This window comes from Kitasatospora sp. MBT63, from assembly GCF_000710465.2.
In the GTDB taxonomy this organism is placed as follows: domain Bacteria; phylum Actinomycetota; class Actinomycetes; order Streptomycetales; family Streptomycetaceae; genus Kitasatospora.
Window position 1 is genome coordinate 3,507 of sequence record NZ_JAIZ01000371.1, and the last position, 21,385, is coordinate 24,891.

General features: G+C 71.7%; 16 protein-coding genes, 2 tRNA genes and 1 riboswitch. Of the genes, 15 read left to right on the forward strand and 3 right to left on the reverse strand.

Annotated features, from left to right (window positions below):
• Positions 1 to 52: 52 nt before the first annotated feature.
• Positions 53 to 829, reverse strand: coding sequence for a DUF6348 family protein (locus tag AA75_RS21770; protein ID WP_033821846.1), 777 nt, complete (start codon positions 827 to 829; stop codon positions 53 to 55).
• A 493-nt stretch (positions 830 to 1,322) separates the two neighbouring features.
• Positions 1,323 to 1,484, forward strand: a riboswitch (cyclic di-AMP (ydaO/yuaA leader).
• A gap of 5 nt (positions 1,485 to 1,489) precedes the next feature.
• Here AA75_RS21770 and AA75_RS21775 point away from each other — a divergent pair.
• Positions 1,490 to 2,440: a LysM peptidoglycan-binding domain-containing M23 family metallopeptidase gene (locus AA75_RS21775; protein WP_033821847.1), complete on the forward strand. Its 951-nt coding sequence runs from the start codon at positions 1,490 to 1,492 to the stop codon at positions 2,438 to 2,440.
• Positions 2,441 to 2,692: 252 nt separating this feature from the next.
• Entirely contained in the window at positions 2,693 to 3,361 is a 669-nt protein-coding gene (locus tag AA75_RS21780; RefSeq protein ID WP_033821848.1) for a hypothetical protein, read from the forward strand.
• A 63-nt stretch (positions 3,362 to 3,424) separates the two neighbouring features.
• Here AA75_RS21780 and AA75_RS21785 read toward each other — a convergent pair.
• Positions 3,425 to 3,498 (reverse strand) — tRNA-Gly (locus tag AA75_RS21785).
• 178 nt (positions 3,499 to 3,676) lie between these two features.
• On the opposite strand from AA75_RS21785, the gene AA75_RS21790 reads away from it, so the two are divergent.
• The 5 genes from AA75_RS21790 to clpX all read left to right on the forward strand — a co-directional run bounded on the left by AA75_RS21790 (position 3,677) and on the right by clpX (position 8,685).
• Positions 3,677 to 3,750 (forward strand) — tRNA-Pro (locus tag AA75_RS21790).
• 336 nt (positions 3,751 to 4,086) lie between these two features.
• A complete protein-coding gene (gene tig / locus AA75_RS21795; RefSeq protein WP_033821849.1) occupies positions 4,087 to 5,472 on the forward strand; it encodes a trigger factor in 1,386 nt (461 codons plus the stop codon).
• A 255-nt stretch (positions 5,473 to 5,727) separates the two neighbouring features.
• Complete coding sequence (locus AA75_RS21800; RefSeq protein WP_033821858.1) at positions 5,728 to 6,333, forward strand: ATP-dependent Clp protease proteolytic subunit; 606 nt, start codon at positions 5,728 to 5,730, stop codon at positions 6,331 to 6,333.
• A gap of 56 nt (positions 6,334 to 6,389) precedes the next feature.
• A complete protein-coding gene (locus AA75_RS21805) occupies positions 6,390 to 7,049 on the forward strand; it encodes an ATP-dependent Clp protease proteolytic subunit (protein WP_033821850.1) in 660 nt (219 codons plus the stop codon).
• A gap of 346 nt (positions 7,050 to 7,395) precedes the next feature.
• Positions 7,396 to 8,685 (forward strand): ATP-dependent Clp protease ATP-binding subunit ClpX, encoded by a 1,290-nt coding sequence (clpX, locus tag AA75_RS21810; protein WP_033821851.1) that lies wholly within the window; start codon positions 7,396 to 7,398, stop codon positions 8,683 to 8,685.
• Positions 8,686 to 8,754: 69 nt separating this feature from the next.
• Here the strand turns inward: clpX and AA75_RS21815 are convergent, their stop codons facing one another.
• Positions 8,755 to 9,612 (reverse strand): hypothetical protein, encoded by an 858-nt coding sequence (locus AA75_RS21815; protein ID WP_051813000.1) that lies wholly within the window; start codon positions 9,610 to 9,612, stop codon positions 8,755 to 8,757.
• A gap of 193 nt (positions 9,613 to 9,805) precedes the next feature.
• On the opposite strand from AA75_RS21815, the gene AA75_RS21820 reads away from it, so the two are divergent.
• From AA75_RS21820 to mreC, 8 genes are all read left to right on the forward strand, one after another.
• On the forward strand, positions 9,806 to 12,460 hold the full coding sequence (locus AA75_RS21820) for a valine--tRNA ligase (RefSeq protein WP_033821852.1): 2,655 nt from the start codon (positions 9,806 to 9,808) through the stop codon (positions 12,458 to 12,460).
• 539 nt (positions 12,461 to 12,999) lie between these two features.
• Positions 13,000 to 13,527, forward strand: a complete 528-nt coding sequence (locus AA75_RS21825; RefSeq protein ID WP_033821853.1) for a hypothetical protein — start codon at positions 13,000 to 13,002, stop codon at positions 13,525 to 13,527.
• Between the two features lie 147 nt (positions 13,528 to 13,674).
• Complete coding sequence (locus tag AA75_RS21830) at positions 13,675 to 16,461, forward strand: penicillin acylase family protein (RefSeq protein WP_033821854.1); 2,787 nt, start codon at positions 13,675 to 13,677, stop codon at positions 16,459 to 16,461.
• A 328-nt stretch (positions 16,462 to 16,789) separates the two neighbouring features.
• Positions 16,790 to 18,154, forward strand: coding sequence for a folylpolyglutamate synthase/dihydrofolate synthase family protein (locus AA75_RS21835; protein ID WP_033821860.1), 1,365 nt, complete (start codon positions 16,790 to 16,792; stop codon positions 18,152 to 18,154).
• 2 nt (positions 18,155 to 18,156) lie between these two features.
• Complete coding sequence (locus AA75_RS21840; RefSeq protein WP_033821855.1) at positions 18,157 to 18,492, forward strand: DUF4233 domain-containing protein; 336 nt, start codon at positions 18,157 to 18,159, stop codon at positions 18,490 to 18,492.
• Positions 18,493 to 18,603: 111 nt separating this feature from the next.
• Positions 18,604 to 19,017: a nucleoside-diphosphate kinase gene (gene ndk, locus AA75_RS21845; RefSeq protein ID WP_033821856.1), complete on the forward strand. Its 414-nt coding sequence runs from the start codon at positions 18,604 to 18,606 to the stop codon at positions 19,015 to 19,017.
• A gap of 397 nt (positions 19,018 to 19,414) precedes the next feature.
• Entirely contained in the window at positions 19,415 to 20,440 is a 1,026-nt protein-coding gene (locus AA75_RS21850) for a rod shape-determining protein (protein ID WP_033821861.1), read from the forward strand.
• Positions 20,441 to 20,561: 121 nt separating this feature from the next.
• Positions 20,562 to 21,385: rod shape-determining protein MreC (gene mreC / locus AA75_RS21855; RefSeq protein ID WP_033821862.1), on the forward strand; the 824-nt coding region annotated here is incomplete at its 3' end.

Consider the following 21,385-nt stretch of genomic DNA (forward strand, 5'->3'; position numbering starts at 1 on the left):
GGCGCTTCGTCCTGCCCCGGCCCGGCCCCCGCCGGGCCCGGACCGGTCCTACCTACCCGCGCTGCGGCCTGGCACGCCGCCAGCGGCCGAGCAGCCCCGTCCGGCGGCCCGGCGCGGCCGTCACGGCGGCGGACGCGGGGCGGGCGGCGACGGCCGGCGGCTCGGGGGCCTCGGCCACCAGCAGCACGAACAGCCGGGCCCAGCAGAGGCGTTCGCCACGCGGCCAGTCCAACGCGCGCAGTACGGCGGAGGCGCGGTCGGAGACGACCCCGTTGATCCGGACCTCGGCGACGTCCTCCCCGGCCCGGCCGCCGAGGAACAGCTTCACGCCGTTCACCTGCGGGCCGGTCAGCTCCGGACGGAGCGCCTCGGCCAGTGCCGGCAGCGGCTGGTGGTCCGCCAGCCAGTCGGCCAACTGCCGCGAGCCGAAGCCGAACACGGCCGCCGGGCCCTGTACCGCGTGCCAGCCGGGCAGCTCCGGCGAGCGGTAGTGGTCACCGTGCTCGCCCCGCCGGTCCAGCAGTTCGACCACGGCGCTGGCGGTGGTGGTGGCCCACATCCGTACCGCGTTGTCGAGTTGCTCCTCCTCGGTCCGCCCGAGACCGGCCGCGCAGTCCCAGACCACCGGCCCGTCCGCCCGGCCAAGCTGCAGGACGTAGCCGAGGTCGACATGGCCGGATCCGCCGTCGCCGGGGTGCTCGCGGACCGCCAGCGCGGTGGTGCCGGGCCCGCGCAGGACCTCGCCGTCGACGGTGAAGTGCCGTCCGAGGCGCGCCATTTCGCGGATCACACTGCGCTGGATGACGTCCAGTCGGTGCTGCGGGCGCACGGGCCGGCTCCTTGCTCGAACGGTGGGGCGGAATCGAACGCGTGTGAGGCTATCGGCCCTCGCCCACGCGCGGGAAACCGCGCCGGGGCCGAGCCGGCCGGTGCCGGACCCCTCCGGTACGGGCGGGAACGCGGGCGGCAGGGGCCCCCGAGGACGCCCGGAGCAGGGTGCGGCCACCCCGGGGGCCGGTGCGGGGGTGACCGGAGTCACCAGCAACCCGGGCCTGCGGTGACCACCGGTGACCGGGCGAACGCGCGGGGTCGCAACGGCAACGCTCCGTCGCATGCGAATCAGCCCGTCGTGAGCGCCTCGGCTGCGGTGGGCCCCAGGTCCGCAGCGGAGCGTGACCTTCGGCCCGGTTGATCTTATCCGGCCTTGATTTTCTTACGGGCCGTCACTTGCTACGTATACGCCTCATGGGTTTTGCTTCGTGACCTGCCCGGCAAACGCCGGGTGGGGCCACCGGGCGGAACGCCGAGTCCTGCCGCTGCCCGGGGCCGACGCACCTCATCCGTGCACGGCAGGAGCGGGGGACCCAAGGTAAGTGCCGTTTCCGGTGTTCCGGGACGGCTTGGGGTGAAGCCGCGTCTTCTCGCGGCCGGGCGATCTCCCGTCCGAACCCGACAGCTCACCTCGCAGGCGTCGGAGAGGAACCGCTCAATGTCCGCTAAGGGCAAGCACCGTCGTCCCCGTCTGTCCCGACTGACCCGCATCGCCGTCGCCACCGGTGTCGTCACCGCTGCCGTCGCGCTCCCGGCCACCGCCGCCCAGGCGCACACCGCTGCTGACGCCCACGGAACCGTCTCCGCGTCGGCCGCCGCCGCCGACCAGGCCGCGCCCGCCGCCGCCGAGGCCGCTCCGGCCGCCGACCACAGCTACCAGGTGGTCCACGGCGACACCCTGTCCAAGATCGCCGACGCTCAGCACGTCGACGGTGGCTGGCAGAAGCTGTACCAGGACAACCGCCAGGTCGTCGGCGACAACCCGAACCTCATCTACCCGGGCCAGAAGCTGACCGTGGGCGGCCAGCAGGCCGAGGCCCCGGCCAAGGCCTCGCGCTCCGAGCACCGCGCCCCGGTCGCCCCGGCCCCGCAGGCCGCCGCCCCGAAGGCCGCGGCGCCCAAGGCCGAGACCGCCAAGCCGGCCGCGCCGAAGACCGCCGCCCCGAAGACCGCCGAGACCCCGGCCGCCGCCACCCCGGCGACCTCGGGTTACGTCGCCCCGGTCAACGGCCCGCTCGGCACCCCGTACCACCAGGCCGGCTCCAACTGGTCGTCCGGCTACCACACCGGCGTCGACTTCGTCGTCGGCACCGGCACCTCCGTGAAGGCCATCACGGCCGGCACCGTGGTCTCCGCCGGCAACGGCGGCGCCTACGGCAACGAGGTCGTCATCAAGCACGCCGACGGCAAGTACTCGGAGTACGCCCACCTCTCCTCGATCGGCGTCTCGGTCGGCCAGACCGTCACCGCCGGCCAGCAGATCGGCCTCTCCGGCGCCACCGGCAACGTGACCGGCCCGCACCTGCACTTCGAGGTGCGCACCGGCCCGGCCTACGGCTCGGACATCGACCCGGTGGCGTACCTCGCCGCCCACGGCGTCAAGGTCTGATCCTCCTCGGACCGACCACAGCCGGTACCTGCCGCGGGCCGCCCCCGCTCCGGCCTCCGCGCTCCACGGTTCGCCCGCCCGCGGGCGCGGCGCCGCCCCCGAAAACCCCTCGTGGTCCGGCCGCCCGGCCCGGCATGATCGCCGGATGACGCCACTGCCGGCCGTACCGGGCACCCGCCCGCCCGACGACCCCGCGCCGGGATGGGAGTCGGCCCCGGCGGCTCCCGGTCCGGTGGACCCGGGGCGCACCGCATGACCAGCTTCCTGACCCACCGGGCGCGCGTGCACGACGCCCGGCTCCCCATCTACCGGCGGCACAGCGCGCTGCGCACCTGCCTCACCCGGTTCGCCCCCTACGGCCTGCGGGCGACCTACCACCACCTCACGCTCAGCGCCCGGATCCCCCGGCGACTGGAGGACGATCCGGCCGCGCTGGTGCGGGCGGTGGAGGAACTGCACGAGGCGCGGGAGCTGTGGCGCACCCGGGCCGATGAGTTCGAGGCGCGGCGCCGGGCGCGGAAGTGGGCCGGGCGGCGAGCCGTACCGGAGCCCCGGCCGTGGTGGCTGCGGGGCTGGGTGAGGGAGGACGGCCCGCCCCGTGCCTGGTACGACGATCCGAACCGCCACCCGTCACTGCGGCTGCCCGACTACGTCCGGCGGCGGAACGCGCTGCTGGACGGGGCCGAGCTGCCCGGCTGCCCGGCCTGCGGGGACGAGGGGCCGCCGGAACTGCAGTCGACCGGACACGGCCGGGTCGAGCTGTGCGGCCGGTGCGGGTGGGCGCCGTCGCCGTGCCCGTGCGCGCGGGAGCACCGGCTCGTGCCGGTCGCCCCTCGGGGCTGGAGCGAGATCTGGCGGCGGACGCACCTGGGTGATGACGGCCCGCCGACCGGGCGGCCCGGACCGGGCGCGGAGAGCTGACGGGCCCTCATACGACTTCGGCCCCAGGTCGGCGATCTACTCGCTGACCTGGGGCCGAAGTGTTGGAGCGGGTGACGAGAATCGAACTCGCGTGACCAGTTTGGAAGACTGGGGCTCTACCATTGAGCTACACCCGCGTGCGTGCAGTTGACGGCACGTCGGATCGTACGCGACCGCCCGGCCGACGGTGCGGCCGCGAGGTCGGGCCCAGCGTACCTGGTCGGGGCGGTGGAGTGCACGTCGCTTCCGCTCCGGCGGGGGTTGATAATGCGCCGGACGGGGGGAGACCGCCGTGTACGCTTCCTCTCGGCACCACGGGGTGTGGCGCAGTTTGGTAGCGCGTCCGCTTTGGGAGCGGAAGGCCGTCGGTTCGAATCCGGTCACCCCGACAGTGTGCGGCAGGGTCTCGTCCACCGGACGGGGCCCTGTTGTCGTCGTGGGCGGTGCCCCTGCGGTGGGCGCCGCGGCGCCCCGGCGGGTGCACCCGGGAGTCCGTCTTTCGTCCGTCTTTCGCCGTACCGGTAGGATGGGCTGCTGGCGGTAGTCCCTGTGGCATGCTCGCAGGTCAACCGCCCGAGGGCGAGGAGTCACGCTCACCGTCCGGCCCACCACGGGAGATGCAGCTCCAACCGCCCATCGCCCGTCTCGCCCGCTCGCTCGGCCACCTCGGCCGTACCGGGCCGGGCGGAGACAACCCGACCGCAAGCCCCCTAGGAGACCCAACCGTGAAGAGCGCCGTCGAGACTCTGAACCCCACTCGGGTTCGACTCACCGTCGAGGTGCCCTTCGAGGAGCTCAAGCCCAGCCTCGACGCGGCGTACAAGAAGATCAACCAGCAGGTCACCGTGCCGGGCTTCCGTAAGGGCAAGATCCCGAACAAGGTGATCGACCAGCGCTTCGGCCGTGCCGCGGTGCTCGAGGAGGCCGTGAACGACGCGCTGCCGCGCTTCTACACGCAGGCCGTCGACGAGGGCAAGATCGAGGTTCTCGGCCAGCCCGACATCACGGACATCGAGGGTGTCGAGAAGCTCGTCGACGGTGGTGACCTCAAGTTCACCGCCGAGGTCGACGTCCGCCCGGAGATCGCCCTGCCGGACTACTCCTCGATCAGCGTGGTCGTCGACCCGGTCGTCGTCACCGACGAGGACATCGACAAGTCGCTGGAGCAGCTGCGCGAGCGCTTCTCCTCGGTCAAGGACGTCGAGCGCGCCGCCGCGGCCGAGGACGTCGTGGTCGTGGACCTCGAGGCCAAGGTCGACGGCGAGGTGCCGGAGGACGGCACCGCGACCGGCGTGAGCTACGAGATCGGCTCCGGCCGCCTGCTGGACGGCATCGACGAGGCCGTCGTCGGCCTGTCCGCCGGTGAGTCCAAGACCTTCACCACCACCCTCAAGGGTGGCACCCAGGCCGGCAAGGACTCGGAGGTCACCGTCACCGTGACCGCCGTCCAGGAGAAGGAGCTCCCCGAGCTGGACGACGAGTTCGCCCAGCTGGCGAGCGAGTTCGACACCCTGGAGGAGCTGCGTGCCGACTCCCGCAAGCGCCTGGAGCGCATGAAGGAGTTCGACCAGGCCACCCAGGCGCAGGAGAAGGTCCTGGACGAGCTGCTCGGCCTCGTCGAGATGGAGTACCCGGAGAAGCTCCTCAAGGACGAGATCGAGACCCGCCGCCACAACCTCGAGCACCACCAGCTGGAGCCGATGGGCCTGACCCTGGAGGCCTACCTGGCCACCCAGGACAAGACCCTGGAGGCCTTCCTGGCGGAGACCGAGGAGCAGGCCAAGAAGGGCATCAAGACCCAGTTCGTGCTGGACGAGATCGTGGGCAAGGAGGAGCTCGGCGTCAACCAGGAGGAGCTCACCGAGCACCTGATCCGCCGCGCCGCCGGCTCCGGCCTCACCCCGGACCAGTTCGCGCAGCAGGTCGTCCAGGGCGGCCAGGTTCCGCTGCTGGTCGGCGAGGTCGCCCGCGGCAAGGCGCTGGCCCTGGTGGTCGAGGGCGCCGAGGTCAAGGACACCAACGGCGAGGTCGTCACCTTCGAGGACGACGAGGAGACCGAGGAGTCGGCCGAGGCCGGTACCGAGGCCGCCGCCGAGTCGACCGAGGCCTGAGCCCCGGCCGGCCGCGACAGCAGTCCGCGGCCTGAGCAGTGACAGGCCCAGTGGGCCCGGACGCCGTGAGGTGTCCGGGCCCACTGGCGTTCGCTGTGCGTTCGCACCACCGGACCCTGCGCTCACAGCGAACAGTTCTGCGTGGGGGATTCTGCGGCCCCGCCCGGGCGTTAGGGTCCATAGACAGCGACACACAAGCAGATCGACTGAGCAGGTGGCTAAGTGACGTTCCCGCAGATGCAGATGCCTGGCCTGATGGCGCCGCACGCCGCCGCTGGTGACGTGCTCGGCGGCCTGGGCGACCAGGTCTACAACCGGCTGCTCAACGAGCGGATCATCTTCCTCGGCCAGCAGGTCGACGACGACATCGCCAACAAGATCACGGCCCAGCTCCTGCTGCTGGCGGCCGACCCCGACAAGGACATCTACCTCTACATCAACTCCCCGGGCGGCTCGATCACGGCCGGCATGGCGATCTACGACACCATGCAGTACATCAAGAACGACGTGGTCACGATCGCGATGGGCATGGCGGCCTCGATGGGCCAGTTCCTGCTGACGGCCGGCACCCCGGGCAAGCGGTTCTCGCTGCCCAACGCCAACATCCTGATGCACCAGCCCTCGGCCGGCCTCGGCGGCTCCGCCACCGACATCCGGATCCAGGCCGAGCAGCTGCTGCGCACCAAGAAGCGGATGTCGGAGCTGATCGCGCACCACAGCGGCCAGACCTTCGACCGGGTGACCGCGGACTCCGACCGGGACCGCTGGTTCACCCCGGAGGAGGCCAAGGAGTACGGCCTCATCGACCAGATCATGCACAGCGCCGCGGACGTTCCCGGCGGCGGCGGCACGGGCGCCTGAGCGCCGCCCGTAAGAGACCCCCAGACCGCACGCTTCGTCGGAGGACGGACCAACCCATGAACACCACCCCCAACATGCCGCGCGGTGAGTACTACGGCGCCCGCGCCGAGGGCCGTTACATCGTCCCGCGCTTCGTCGAGCGCACCTCGCAGGGCATCCGCGAGTACGACCCGTACGCCAAGCTGTTCGAGGAGCGCATCATCTTCCTCGGCTCCCAGGTGGACGACGTCTCGGCCAACGACATCATGGCGCAGCTGCTGTGCCTGGAGTCGATGGACCCGGACCGCGAGATCCAGATGTACATCAACTCGCCCGGCGGCTCGTTCACGGCCCTGACGGCCATCTACGACACCATGCAGTACGTGAAGCCGGACATCACCACCGTCTGCATGGGCCAGGCGGCCTCGGCCGCGGCCGTGCTGCTGGCGGCCGGCACCCCCGGCAAGCGGATGGCGCTGCCGAACGCCCGGATCCTGATCCACCAGCCGTACACCGAGACCGGCCGCGGCCAGGTCTCGGACCTGGAGATCCAGGCCAAGGAGATCTTCCGGATGCGCGAGCAGCTGGAGGAGATGCTGGCCAAGCACTCCAACAAGGCGGTCGAGCAGGTCCGCGACGACATCGAGCGGGACAAGATCCTGACCGCCGAGGAGGCGCTGGAGTACGGGCTGATCGACCAGATCATCTCGACCCGCAAGACCTCGCTGACCGACTGATCCGGCCGGGCCCACCGGCTCGACCGGCAGATCCGGACGCGGTCCGGCGGCTCCCGGGGCGGGGCGCGGGCGCATCCTCTGCGGAGGTGTGACCTTGCGCCCCGCCCCGAGCCGTTCCGGTACGGCCGTCGGCCCGGCACAATTGGAGTGCGGGTCCATGCCCGCAGGACGGCATCTGTTCGGTATCAATTCGCCCAGGGCGTAGGGCAGAGCTGCCGAAGACACCGGAATTCCCGGCTCGGCAGAGTACCGTCGGATAGCGAGACCGGCCGCCGTTCGGCGCAGCCGGTCCACAGCACCAGGCCCCGGAACCCCCGCGGGGCCCCTGGCGAAGGGGAAGCACCTCGTGGCACGCATCGGAGACGGCGGCGACCTGCTCAAGTGCTCGTTCTGCGGCAAATCGCAGAAGCAGGTGAAGAAGCTGATCGCCGGGCCAGGTGTGTACATCTGCGACGAGTGCATCGACCTGTGCAACGAGATCATCGAGGAGGAGCTCGCCGAGAGCTCCGAGGTGCGCTTCGAGGAGCTGCCGAAGCCCCGCGAGATCTACGAGTTCCTGGACCAGTACGTGGTCGGTCAGGAAGCGGCGAAGAAGGCACTGTCGGTCGCGGTCTACAACCACTACAAGCGCGTCCAGGCCGGTGAGAACGGCCGTTCCGGCGGCAACGGCCGCGAGGACGCGATCGAGCTGGCCAAGTCGAACATCCTGCTGCTCGGCCCGACCGGTTCGGGCAAGACGCTGCTGGCGCAGACCCTGGCCCGGATGCTGAACGTGCCGTTCGCCATCGCGGACGCCACGGCGCTGACCGAGGCCGGCTACGTCGGCGAGGACGTCGAGAACATCCTGCTCAAGCTGATCCAGGCGGCCGACTACGACGTCAAGAAGGCCGAGACCGGGATCATCTACATCGACGAGATCGACAAGGTCGCCCGCAAGAGCGAGAACCCGTCGATCACCCGCGACGTCTCGGGCGAGGGCGTCCAGCAGGCGCTGCTGAAGATCCTGGAGGGCACCACCGCCTCGGTGCCGCCGCAGGGGGGCCGCAAGCACCCGCACCAGGAGTTCATCCAGATCGACACCACCAACGTGCTGTTCATCGTGGGCGGTGCGTTCGCGGGCCTGGAGCGGATCATCGAGGGCCGGGCGGGCGCCAAGGGCATCGGCTTCGGTGCCAACATCCGCTCCAAGCGCGAGCAGGACGCCAGCGACCACTTCCGTCAGGTGATGCCGGAGGACCTGGTCAAGTTCGGCATGATCCCCGAGTTCATCGGCCGCCTCCCCGTGATCACCAGCGTGCACAACCTGGACCGCGAGGCGCTGCTGCAGATCCTCACCGAGCCGAAGAACGCGCTGGTCAAGCAGTACCGCAAGCTCTTCGAACTCGACGGTGTGGAGCTGGAGTTCACCCGGGACGCACTGGAGGCCATCGCCGACCAGGCGATCCTGCGGGGCACCGGCGCACGCGGGCTGCGGGCCATCATGGAGGAGGTGCTGATGTCGGTGATGTACGAGGTGCCCTCGCGTCAGGACGTCGCCCGGGTGGTCGTCACCGGGGACGTGGTCTCCAAGCACGCCATCCCGACCCTGGTCCCGCGCGACATGATCAAGCGCGAGCGGCGCGAGAAGAGCGCCTGACCGCCCCCGCCACGTGGAGCGGCCCCGCACCGGACGGTGCGGGGCCGCTGTCGTACCTGCGCCCCGGGCCTACTTCGCGACCAGCACCGCGTCGCGGATCGGCCGGGACTTCTCGGCCGCCTGGGCCGCCGACATGCTGGTACCGCTGCCGGTCATCGAGACGCCGCTGAAGACCACCGTGCCCATCGCGGAGTGGTCGGCCCAGATGCAGATCGGGGTCTCGATGGCGCTGGCGGCGGCGGAGCTGGTGGCGACGCCGCACTGCATCTTGCCGCCCGGGTCCTTGGCGTCGTTGGCGGGGACCTCGGCCAGCGGCGTCTTCCAGGTCATCTTCATGGCGGCGGCGTTGGCGGCCAGGGTCGCGCCCGGGTCGTCGATGGTGCCCCAGCTGCCCGCGACGCTGACCAGGTCGCCGAGGCCCTTCTGGTAGACCGCCGACATCGCGCCCTCGATCTTGGTCGCCGGGTTGCTGCCGGTCGGGGCGTCCTGGGCGGACTTCTTGGTGTAGCCGCCGGGCAGCGTGGGCGGGGCACTCAGCTTGTACTTGCCGGCCACGGCCGAGGCGCCGCCGCCGCTGCCGGAGCCGTCCCTGCCGAGCTGGGTGGCGACCACCAGGCCGCCGCCGACCAGTAGCAGCGCGCCGATCACCAGGCCGACCACCAGGCCGGTGTTGCTCTTGTTCGGCGCGGGCGGCGGGTAGCCGCCGCCGTACTGCTGCTGCGGCGCCTGCGGGTAGCCGCCCTGCGGGGCGCCGTACTGCGGCTGGGGGGCCTGCGGGTAGCCGTAGCCGGGCGGCTGCTGCGCGGGGGCGCCGTACTGGGGCTGGCCGTAGCCGGGCTGCGGGACGCCGTACTGCGGCGGCTGGCCGTACGGCGGCGGAGGCTGCTGCGGCTGACCTGGCGGATACTGCTGACCCTGGCCGTACATCGGCGTCGATCTCCCCCGCCGCTCCCGGGAGCGGCCTCGTTGCGGCGTGCGCTGGGCGTGCTCCCGATGGGCACGCGCACGGAATCTGCGTGCGAGTATCCGGGCACGCTATCGCACGGGTCCGGGCCCGCGGCCGACCGGGCCGCGCGACGCGGTTCGTACCGGGGGCCCGCTCTTACGTAAACTGTGCGTCGTGACCGACACGACGAACCAGCGCCCCGAGAGCCCCGAGGGGTTCACCGCAGTCCCCGGGGACGACGCAGCCACCCTCCCGACGACCTACGCCCCGGCGGAGGTAGAGGGCGAGCTGTACGAGCGCTGGGTGGAGCGCGGTTACTTCACCGCCGACGCCAAGAGCGACAAGCCCGCCTACACCATCGTCATCCCGCCGCCGAACGTGACCGGTTCGCTGCACCTGGGCCACGCCTTCCAGCACACGCTGATGGACGCGCTGACCCGCCGCAAGCGGATGCAGGGCTACGAGGCGCTGTGGCTGCCCGGCATGGACCACGCCGGCATCGCCACCCAGAACAAGGTGGAGCAGCAGCTCGCCTCCTCCGGGCTGTCCCGCCACGACCTGGGCCGGGAGGCCTTCGTCGAGAAGGTGTGGCAGTGGAAGGAGGAGTACGGCGGCAAGATCCTCGGCCAGATGCGCCGGCTCGGCGACGGCGTGGACTGGTCGCGCGAGCGCTTCACCATGGACGAGGGCCTCTCGCAGGCCGTCCAGACCATCTTCAAGAAGCTCTTCGACGACGGTCTGATCTACCGCGCCGAGCGCATCATCAACTGGTGCCCGCGCTGTCTGACCGCGCTCTCCGACATCGAGGTGGAGCACGAGGAGGTCCCCGGCGAGCTGGTCTCGATCCGCTACGGCGACGGGGACGAGTCGATCGTGGTCGCCACCACCCGGGCCGAGACGATGCTCGGTGACACCGCGGTCGCGGTCCACCCGGACGACGAGCGGTACCGGCACCTGGTCGGCACCACCATCGCGCTGCCGCTGACGGACCGCCGGATCCCGGTCGTCGCCGACGAGCACGTGGACCCGGAGTTCGGCACCGGCGCCGTCAAGGTGACGCCGGCCCACGACCCGAACGACTTCGCCATCGGCCAGCGCCACGGCCTGGAGAACCTGACCGTGATGGACGAGCGCGGTGTGATCACCGTGCACGGCCCGTTCCTCGGCCTGGACCGCTTCGAGGCCCGCTCCGCCGTGGTCGGCGCGCTGCGCGCCGAGGGGCGAATCGTCGGCGAGAAGCGCCCCTACATGCACGCCGTCGGCCACTGCTCGCGCTGCCAGACCGTGGTCGAGCCGCGGCTGTCGCTGCAGTGGTGGGTCAAGGTCGCGCCGCTGGCCGCCGAGGCCGGCGCCGCCGTCCGCGACGGCCGGGTGCAGATCCACCCCAAGGAGCTGGAGGGCCGCTACTTCAGCTGGGTCGACAACATGCACGACTGGTGCATCTCGCGCCAGCTCTGGTGGGGCCACCGGATCCCGGTCTGGTACGGCCCGAACGGCGAGGTCGTCTGCGTCGGACCGGACGAGCAGGCGCCCACCGGCGAGGGCTGGACCCAGGACACCGACGTGCTGGACACCTGGTTCTCCAGCGGGCTGTGGCCGTTCTCCACTCTGGGCTGGCCGGAGCAGACCCCGGACCTGGAGAAGTTCTACGCCACCGACGTCCTGCTCACCGGTCACGACATCATCTTCTTCTGGGTCGCCCGGATGATGATGTTCGGCCTGTACGCGATGGACGGGCAGGCCCCGTTCCACACCATCGCGCTGACCGGTCTGGTCCGCGACCAGTTCGGCAAGAAGATGTCCAAGTCCTTCGGCAACGCGGTGGACCCGCTGGACTGGATGGACGCCTACGGCGCCGACGCGGTCCGCTTCACCCTGGCCCGCGGCGCCAACCCCGGTGCGGACGTGCCGATCGGCGAGGACTGGGTGCAGGGCTCGCGCAACTTCTGCAACAAGATCTGGAACGCCACCCGCTTCGCGCTGATGAACGGCGCCACCGTCGAGGGCCCGCTGCCGGCCCCCGAGGAGCTGACCGCGGCCGACCGCTGGATCCTGTCGCGGCTGAACGCCACCGTCGCCGAGGCCGACGGCCTGTACGACGACTACCAGTTCGCCAAGCTGTCGGACGCGCTGTTCCACTTCGCCTGGGACGAGGTCTTCGACTGGTACGTCGAGCTCTCCAAGACCACCCTGGCGGCGGGCGGCCCGCAGGCGGACGCCTCGCGCCGGGTGCTCGGCGAGGTGCTGGACGTGACGCTGCGGCTGCTGCACCCGGTGGTCCCGTTCGTCACCGACACCCTGTGGACCACGCTGACCGGCGCCGAGTCGCTGGTGGTCGCCGAGTGGCCGAAGGACAGCGGCTTCCGGGACGCGGCCGCCGAGGCCGAGATCGCCACGCTGCAGCAGGTGGTGACCGAGGTCCGCCGGTTCCGTTCGGACCAGGGCCTGAAGCCCGGTCAGCGGGTCCCGGCCCAGCTGGAGCTGGCCGGTACCGCACTCGTCCCGCACGAGGCGGCGATTCGTTCGCTGCTGCGGCTGACCGTGCCGGAGGCCGGCTTCGCGGCCACCGCCTCGCTGCCGGTCGCGGGCGCCACGGTCGCCCTGGACCTCTCCGGCACCATCGACGTCCCGGCCGAGCGCAAGCGGCTCGCCAAGGACCTCGCGGCGGCCGAGAAGGAGAAGGCGCAGACCACCGCCAAGCTCGGCAACGAGGGCTTCCTGGCCAAGGCGCCGGACGAGGTGGTGGCCAAGATCCGCGCCCGTCAGGAGGCGGCCGAGGCCGACATCGCCCGGATCACCGCACAGTTGGACGCGCTGCCGCAGGGCTGAGCGCCCGGCGCGCTCCGAGCGCCCGTACGCGGCCGAGGGCCCGTCATCCCGTACCGGGGTGGCGGGCCCCCGGCCGTTTCGCGTCCCGGGCAAAGCGTCGATAACTGCGCCGGGTGCTTTCGGGAATGGTGCTGCCGGTCGGACACCGGCCCGCTCCCGGTGGGGATTTGATCCCTCGTTCGGCGGTATTCCGGGCGCCGCGGGGGAGGATATGGAACTGCGGGAAGAGCGGGCCGCCGAAGCCACCGGCGTGTCGGTGGGTGCTTCCGGCCGCCGGGCCGGTGGTGGAAATTCGGAGGATTCACGGCGGTGCGGGGGTGGAAGGGTTCTTGCACCAAGACCGATGTCCAGCTCCATTCAAGGCATTTGGCGGGTCGGGCGGCAAGGACGCGGAAACTCTCCGGCGGCTTCACCGGCAATGGCACGGGGATTGTCCCCGCCGCCGGGCATGCGCGGGTTCACGGAAGTTCCGAGTTCGGATGTGTACGGTGTTGCCCACGTTCCCATTCGGGCGGTGCGACTGGCGGGAGGGCGCGAGCATGACGGTGACCACGGAGTTGGCCGACGAACTGCCTGCGGCGGAGGTGGCGGCGGCCAAGGCCCGTGCGGCGGTGCTGCTGCTCGCCTTCCGGCACGGCAACCAGCTGGCCTTCGACCGGGAACTCGACCGGCTGCTCGCCGAGCAGGCCGAACGCGAGGTGGCCACCCTGCTGGTGTGGATCGCCGCCGAGGCGGTCCGCAAGGCGTACGCCCCGGAGGTCGGCGACCGGGTGCTGCGCGGTCTGGTCCGCCGGGCGCCCGCCGACACCTCGGCCGTGGTGATCGACGAGGACTCGGTGGACGCCGCCCTGCTGCTGGAGTCGGTGGCCGCGGGCGACGTGGGGACGGTCCGCGCGCTGGTCGCCAGCACCCCGGACACCACGTACCTGCTCGGCGGGGTGCTGCAGGCGGTCGCCATGATGCTGCCGCTGCTGCCGGACGGCGAGGCGGAGGAGATCGCGGCGGAGCTGCGCCGCCGGCACAGCGGCCGGGTGCCGCCCCAGGTGCCGGAGGCCCGGCAGCGGTAGTTCCGCCGGCCTGCAGCTTTGCTGACAATTTGTCAGTGAGCGTCAGAAGTGGCATGCACGCCACTAGGCAACCGGTCGGTAACCGCCCTACCGTCGAGAACTGTCAATCGCGCCTCAGCTTCGGACAGCTTCGACGGAGGAGCTGGTATGCAACGACGCCCCCACGCGCTCAGGCTCCCCGCCGCCGGTCTCGCGGCGGCCCTCCTCGCCGCCGCCACCCTGGCGGCCGCCCCCACCCCCGCCGCTCCGGCCGCCGCCAACGACTACTGCGGCGGCCGCTGCCTCGACATCCTGCCGCCCGGCGAGAACGGCAACGCCACCCTCGCCGACATCCTCGCCAACAAGGTCTTCGGCACCCGCCCCGCGCACACCGACGACCAGCTCGGCCCGTACGCCAACCTCGCCGCCGCCTACCCGGGGCTGACCGAGACCACCCTGCGCAGCTTCTTCAACGACGCCTCCTTCGGCGTCCCCGCCGACCAGGTGGCCAGCACCGCCCGCCCCCGCGCGGACGTCACCATCGTCCGTGACAAGGCCACCGGTGTCCCGCACATCACCGGTACCACCCGCTACGGCACCGAGTTCGGCGCGGGCTACGCCGCCGGGCAGGACCGGCTCTGGCTGATGGACCTGTTCCGCCACGTCGGCCGCGGACAGCTGTCCGGGTTCGCCGGCGGCGCGGCCGCCAACCGCGAGCTGGAGCAGAGCTTCTGGCAGGCCGCCCCGTACACCGAGGCCGAACTGCAGAGCCAGATCGACGCCATCGCCGGCCAGGGCGACCGGGCCCGGCAGGCGCTGGACGACGCCAGGGCCTACCTGGACGGCATCAACCAGTACATCACCGAGTCCTACAACGGCCGCTACTTCCCGGGCGAGTACGACCTGACCGGGCACATCAACCCGATCACCAACGCGGGCTCCATCGAACCGTTCAAGCTGACCGACCTGGTCGCGCTGGCCTCGGTGGTGGGCGCGCTGTTCGGGGCCGGCGGCGGCGGTGAACTCGCCTCCGCCCAGGTCAAACTGACCGCCGAGGCCAGGTACGGCAAGGACGCCGGCGACGCGGTCTGGAAGTCGCTGCGCGAGGCGGACGACCCCGAGGCCGCGCTCACCCTGCACGACGGGCAGCAGTTCCCGTACGCGCTGCCGCCGGACGACCCGCAGGGCGTCGCGCTGCCCGACCCGGGCTCGGTGGTGCCCGAGCGCATGATCTACGACGCCACCGGCTCCGCGGGCCTGGCCACCACCGCCGCCCAGGGTGTGCTGCCCGGCAACCTGCTCACCGCCAAGCACGGCATGTCCAACGCCCTGGTGGTCTCCGGCAGCCACACCGACGACGGCCACCCGGTGGCCGTGTTCGGCCCGCAGACCGGGTACTTCGCACCGCAGCTGCTGATGCTGGAGGAACTGCAGGGCCCGGGCATCAGCGCCCGCGGCGCCGCCTTCGCCGGGCTCGGCTTCTACGTCCAGCTCGGCCGCGGCCAGGACTACGCCTGGAGCGCCACCTCGGCCGGCCAGGACATCACCGACAGCTACGCGGTACCGCTCTGCAACGCCGACGGCTCGCCCCCCACCACGGCCTCCGCCTCCTACCTGTGGCACGGCAGCTGCGTCCCGCTGGAGCGCCTGGAGCGGAAGAACTCCTGGAGCCCGACCACCGCCGACTCCACCGCGGCGGGCTCCTACACCCTGGTGATGTACCGGACCGCCTACGGCCTGGTGACGGCGCGCGGCACGGTCGGCGGCAAACCGGTCGCCTTCACCGCGCTGCGCTCCACCTACCGGCACGAGGCCGACTCCATCATCGGCTTCCAGATGCTCAACGACCCCGGCGCGGTGCACGACGCCGCGAGCTTCCAGCAGGCCGCGCAGAACATCAACTACACCTTCAACTGGTTCTACGCGGACGCCGCCCACACGGCGTACTACAACTCCGGCAGCAATCCGGTCCGTGCCCCCGGGGTCGACCCGGGCCTGCCGGTGAAGGCCGAAGCCGCCTACGAGTGGCGGGACTTCGACCCGGTGGCCAACACCGCCCGGTACACCCCGCCGGCCGAGCACCCGCAGTCGGCCGACCAGGACTACTACATCTCCTGGAACAACAAGCAGGCGAAGTCCTTCGCCGCGGCCGGCTTCGGCAACGGCTCGGTGCACCGCGGGAACCTGCTGGACGACCGGGTGAAGGCACTGGTGAACAGCGGGACCAAGGTCACCCGGGTGTCGCTGGTGCAGGCCATGGAGTCCGCGGCCACCGCCGACCTGCGGGCCGAGGACGTGCTCCCCGACCTGCTGCGGGTGATCCGCAGCGCCCCCGTCACCGACCCGGCCACCGCGGCGGCCGTGCAGAAGCTGGAGGCCTGGCTGACGGCCGGCGGGCAGCGCCGGGAGACCTCCAACGGCAGCCACGCCTACGCCAACGCCGACGCGATCCGCACCATGGACGCCTGGTGGCCGCTGCTGGCCGACGGGGTGTTCCGGCCCGGCCTCGGTGACCCGCTGTTCGCCGCACTGACCGGCGCCCTGCAGATCAACGAGTCGCCCTCGGGCGGCCAGACCGGTCCGACAAGCGGCACCTCCAGCGCCAACGAGTCCATCCCGCACAAGGGCTCGGCCTTCCAGTACGGCTGGTGGAGCTATCTGGACAAGGACCTGCGCGGCGTCCTGGGCGACCAGGTGGCCGGCCCGCTGGCCCGGCCGTACTGCGGCGGCGGCGACCTGGCGGCCTGCCGGGGCGTCCTGCTGGACAGCCTGAAGAAGGCGGCCGCGCAGACCCCGGCGCAGGTCTACCCCGGGGACGCGGACTGCTCGGCGGGCGACCAGTGGTGCGCCGACACCGTCATCCAGCGCCCGCTGGGCGGCGTGACGGATGCCAGGACCACCTGGCAGAACCGGCCGACCTACCAGCAGGTCGTCCAGTTCCGCTCGCACCGCTGAGCTCCGCCCGGCACGGGGTCCGGGTCCGGCGCACGCCGGTCCCAGGCCCCGCTCCCGCCGTCCAAGTCGCTCTCCCGCAGGACGACTTGCCCCGCCGGAAGGCGCGGAAAGGCCGGCGGCGGGCGATCGGGAGGGCCGGCCCGGGCCCGTGGCGGGACCAAGTCGGCCATCCATGACAAGTGGGACAAATCGGCCGGGTCGGTGAACGTGTCCACCATCACGTCCCCAGTGGTGCCGGGGACACCGGATCCCCGTGGTCCGCGCGGGCCGTCCGCCTCCCTACACTGGGCGCGTGAGCGACAAGGCAGCCGGGCAGAACCCGTACACCATCCGACCCGCCGGCGCGGACTCCGCGGACGACAACGACCTGCGCGCCATCGAGGCGGAGCTGTCCCGGCGCTGGCCGGAGAACAAGCTGGAGCCCTCGCTCGACCGGATCAACGCCGTGATGGACATCCTGGGCCAGCCCCAGCGGGCCTACCCGTCGATCCACATCACCGGCACCAACGGCAAGACCTCCACCGCCCGCATGGTGGAGCGGCTGCTCAACACCTTCGAGCTGCGCACCGGCCGGTACACCAGCCCGCACGTGGAGTCGGTGACCGAGCGGATCAGCCTGGACTCCACCCCGATCAGCGTCGAGAAGTTCGTCGAGACCTACCGGGACATCGAGCCCTACGTCCGGATGGTCGACGAGCAGCAGCCGATCGCCCTCTCCTTCTTCGAGGTGCTCACCGCCATGGCCTACGCGGCCTTCGCCGACGCCCCGGTGGACGTGGCGATCGTGGAGGTCGGCATGGGCGGCAGCTGGGACGCCACCAACGTGATCGACGCCGCCGTCTCGGTGATCACCCCGGTCGGCCTGGACCACACCGACCGGCTCGGCAACACCACCGGCGAGATCGCCACCGAGAAGGCCGGCATCATCAAGGCGGGCGGCCTGGCCGTGGTGGCCCAGCAGCCGCTGGACGCCGCGCAGGCGATCCTGCGGCGCGCGGTCGAGGTGGACGCCACGGTCGCCCGCGAGGGCATGGAGTTCGGCGTGGTCCGCCGCGAGATCGCGGTCGGCGGCCAGCTGGTCACCCTGCGCGGGCTCGGCGGCCACGAGTACGAGGACGTCTTCATCCCGCTGCACGGCGCCCACCAGGCGCACAACGCGGCGCTGGCACTGGCCGCCGTCGAGGGCTTCTTCGGCGTCGGCGGCGCCCGCGGCGGCAACCTCGACGTGGACAAGGTCCGCGAGGGCTTCTCCGGCGTCAGCTCGCCGGGCCGCCTGGAGGTGGTCCGGCGCAGCCCCACCGTCATCCTGGACGCCGCGCACAACCCGCACGGCGCCGAGGCCTCGGTGGCGGCGATCAACGAGTCCTTCGGCTTCTCCAAGCTGGTCGGCGTGATCGGCACCAGCGGTGACAAGGACGTCTCCGGCCTGCTGGCGGCCTTCGAGCCGATCCTGGCGGAGGTGGTGGTCACCCAGAACACCACCCACCGGGCGACCCCGGTCGACCAGCTGGCCGCGCTGGCGGTGGAGGTCTTCGGCGAGGACCGGGTCCAGGTCGAGCCCCGGCTGGACGACGCGATCGAGGCCGCCATCACGCTGGCCGAGGAGGACGGCGACCTGACCGGCACCGGGGTCCTGGTGACCGGCTCGGTGATCACGGTGGGCGAGGCCCGCCTGCTGCTCGGAAGGAAGTAGTCATGCGCACCCTCTGCTCCTCGACCCTGATCGGCGAGGCCCTGCTGATCATGTTCGCGGGCCTGGTGGCCATGCAGCTGTCGGACGTCTCCACCACGGCGATCTGGACCGTCAGCGGTATCGCCATCCTGCTGTGCGTCCTGCTCTGCGGTGCGATCACCCGGCCCGGCGCGGTCGCGGTCGGCTGGGCGCTGCAGCTCGGCCTGATCGCCAGCGGCCTGGTGCTGCCCACCATGTACGGGCTCGGCCTGATCTTCGCCGCGCTGTGGTGGTGCTCGGTGCACTACGGCCGCCGGATCGACGAGATCAAGGCCGCCCGGGCCGCGGCCGCCGCCTGAGCCCCGCGTGCGGCCGGGGACCCCCCGGCCGCACGTACGTGCTGCTCACACGGGGTAGTGTCTGCGGTGGCCGCACACACTCCGCCGAACCCCATCCCCAGGAGCTGCACCGTGTCCCAGCGCACTCTCGTCCTGCTCAAGCCCGACGCCGTCCAGCGTGGCCTGGCCGGCGAGATCATCAGCCGCATCGAGCGCAAGGCCAACTGGCGGCTGGCCGCCGTCGAGCTCCGGACCTTCGACCGGGCGACGCTGGAGCAGCACTACGCCGAGCACGTCGGCCGCCCGTTCTACGAGCCGCTGCTGGAGTTCATGACCTCCGGCCCGTCGATCGCGCTGATCGTCGAGGGCGAGAACGTGGTCCCCGGCATCCGCGCGCTGGCCGGTGCCACCGACCCGCTGCAGGCCGGGGCCGGCACCATCCGCGGCGACTACGCGACGATCACCCGCGAGAACCTGATCCACGCCTCCGACTCGCCGGAGTCGGCCGAGCGCGAGATCAAGATCTTCTTCCCCGCGCACGCCTGATCTCCACACTGCTTCCACACCCCGGCCGCAGTCCGTCGCGACACGCGCGGGCGGCGGCCGGTACGGTATCCCCGACTCCGCCCGGACCGGCTCCGACCTGCACTCCAGTCGCTGATCCGACCGGGCGAATCTCACCTTTTCATCGTCAAATACGGAACTGCGGACCCCGACACGGCGTCCCAATCCTGCGAGAAGCCGACCCGCCCCCGGAGAATGGGCACCGTGCCGTGGCCCGCCGGACCGCGTCGACCGGCGTCGCTACGATGGGCACAACTCACGGGCCCGGTACGGCTGCTCAGCTGATGTCAGCCCTGCTGCGGGCGCCGCGGTCGGCCCGCTCCCGCCCCGCCCTCCATTCCGAACCCGGGAAGGCACACCACACCCCATGGCCAACAACCTGTCGTTCATCGGCCGTGACATGGCGATCGACCTCGGCACTGCCAACACGCTGGTGTACGTCAGGGGCAAGGGGATCGTGCTCAACGAGCCGTCCGTGGTCGCGGTGAACACCAACACCGGCGGCATCCTCGCCGTCGGTGCCGAGGCGAAGAAGATGATCGGGCGCACCCCCGGCAACATCGTCGCCATCCGCCCGCTCAAGGACGGCGTGATCGCCGACTTCGAGATCACCGAGCGGATGCTGCGGTACTTCATCCTCAAGATCCACCGCCGCCGCTACCTGGCCCGCCCCCGGGTCGTGGTCTGCGTGCCCTCCGGCATCACCGGGGTCGAGCGCCGCGCCGTGATCGAGGCGTCCTCGCAGGCCGGCGCGCGCCAGGTGCACATCATCGAGGAGCCGATGGCGGCCGCGATCGGCGCCGGCCTGCCGGTGCACGAGCCGACCGGCAACATGGTCGTCGACATCGGCGGCGGCACCACCGAGGTCGCGGTCATCTCGCTCGGCGGGATCGTCACCGCGCAGTCCCTGCGGGTGGCCGGCGACGAGCTCGACAACGCGATCGTCCAGCACATCAAGAAGGAGTACAGCCTCCTGCTCGGTGAGCGCAGCGCCGAGCAGATCAAGATGTCCATCGGCTCCGCCTTCGCGCTGGAGGGGGAGAAGGACGAGCACGCCGAGATCCGCGGCCGCGACCTGGTCAGCGGCCTGCCGAAGACCGTGGTGATCTCGGCCGCCGAGGTCCGCGAGGCGATCGACGAGCCGGTCAACTCGATCATCGACGCCGTCAAGACCACCCTCGACCAGTGCCCGCCCGAGCTGGCCGGCGACGTGATGGACCGCGGCATCGTGCTCACCGGCGGCGGCGCCCTGCTGCGCGGCCTCGACGAGCGGCTGCGCCGGGAGACCGGCATGCCGATCCACATCGCGGAGAACCCGCTGGACTCGGTCGCCCTGGGCTCCGGCAAGTGCGTCGAGGAGTTCGAGGCGCTGCAGCAGGTGCTCGACGCCCAGCCCCGGCGCTGACGGCGGACCGGCCGCGACCTCGGGCCAGGCCGGTCGTTAAAACGTACGGACAGTTCGTCAACTGAATGGCTCCCCCGCCCCTCCGGAGGGGGACCCGGTACCGAAGGGCAGTTCCAGCACCGTGAGGGACACACGAGAGAGCCGACTACTGCTCATCCTGCTGGTGGCTGTCGCCTTCGCACTGATCACCGTGGACATCAAGGGCGGCGAGTCCTCCCCGCTGGGCGGCGCCCGCCGGGCCGCGGCCGGCGTGCTCGGCCCGGCCGAGCGCGGCGCGGCCGGCGTGGTCGACCCGGTGGCCGGCTACATCAGGGCCGTCCGCGACGCCGGCACCCACCAGCAGCGGCTCGACCTGATCACCCGGGAGAACACCGAACTGCGCCAGCGGCTCGCCTCCTCCGACGCCGCCGCCGGCCGCACCAAGCAGCTCGACGAGATGCTCCGCACCGCCGGGGCCGGCGGCTACACCGTCAAGGCCGCCCAGGTGATCGCGATCGGCGCGGCCCAGGGCTTCTCCTGGACCATCACCATCGACGCCGGCAGCGACGACGGGCTGACCCGGGACATGACGGTCATCAACAGCCAGGGCCTGGTCGGCCGGATCACCACCGTCGCCCCCACCACCGCCACCGTCCTGCTCGCCTCCGACCCCGGCTTCACCGCCGGCACCCGGATCGAGAGCAGCGAGGAGATCGGCTTCGCGGCCGGCCAGGGCACCGGCCCGATGAAGGTCCAGCTGCTCAACGGCAAGGCCCAGGTCAAGGCCGGCGACCGGCTGGTCACCTTCGGCTCGCACAGCGGCCGCCCGTTCGTCCCCGGCGTCCCGGTCGGCAAGGTGGTCGAGGTCGAGGCCACCCCCGGCCAGCTCACCAAGACCGTGCTGGTCGAACCGTTCGTCCAGTTCACCCGCCTCGACCTGGTCGGCGTGGTGGTCGTCCCGCCGCG

Bases quoted from the DNA above. Each gene is read 5' to 3' on its own strand.
- AA75_RS21775 (WP_033821847.1), top strand. From the start codon at position 1,490: ATGTCCGCTAAGGGCAAGCACCGTCGTCCCCGTCTGTCCCGACTGACC.
- AA75_RS21780 (WP_033821848.1), top strand. From the start codon at position 2,693: ATGACCAGCTTCCTGACCCACCGGGCGCGCGTGCACGACGCCCGGCTC.
- AA75_RS21800 (WP_033821858.1), top strand. From the start codon at position 5,728: ATGGCGCCGCACGCCGCCGCTGGTGACGTGCTCGGCGGCCTGGGCGAC.
- AA75_RS21805 (WP_033821850.1), top strand. From the start codon at position 6,390: ATGAACACCACCCCCAACATGCCGCGCGGTGAGTACTACGGCGCCCGC.
- AA75_RS21815 (WP_051813000.1), bottom strand. From the start codon at position 9,612: ATGTACGGCCAGGGTCAGCAGTATCCGCCAGGTCAGCCGCAGCAGCCT.
- AA75_RS21825 (WP_033821853.1), top strand. From the start codon at position 13,000: ATGACGGTGACCACGGAGTTGGCCGACGAACTGCCTGCGGCGGAGGTG.
- AA75_RS21830 (WP_033821854.1), top strand. From the start codon at position 13,675: ATGCAACGACGCCCCCACGCGCTCAGGCTCCCCGCCGCCGGTCTCGCG.
- AA75_RS21840 (WP_033821855.1), top strand. From the start codon at position 18,157: ATGCGCACCCTCTGCTCCTCGACCCTGATCGGCGAGGCCCTGCTGATC.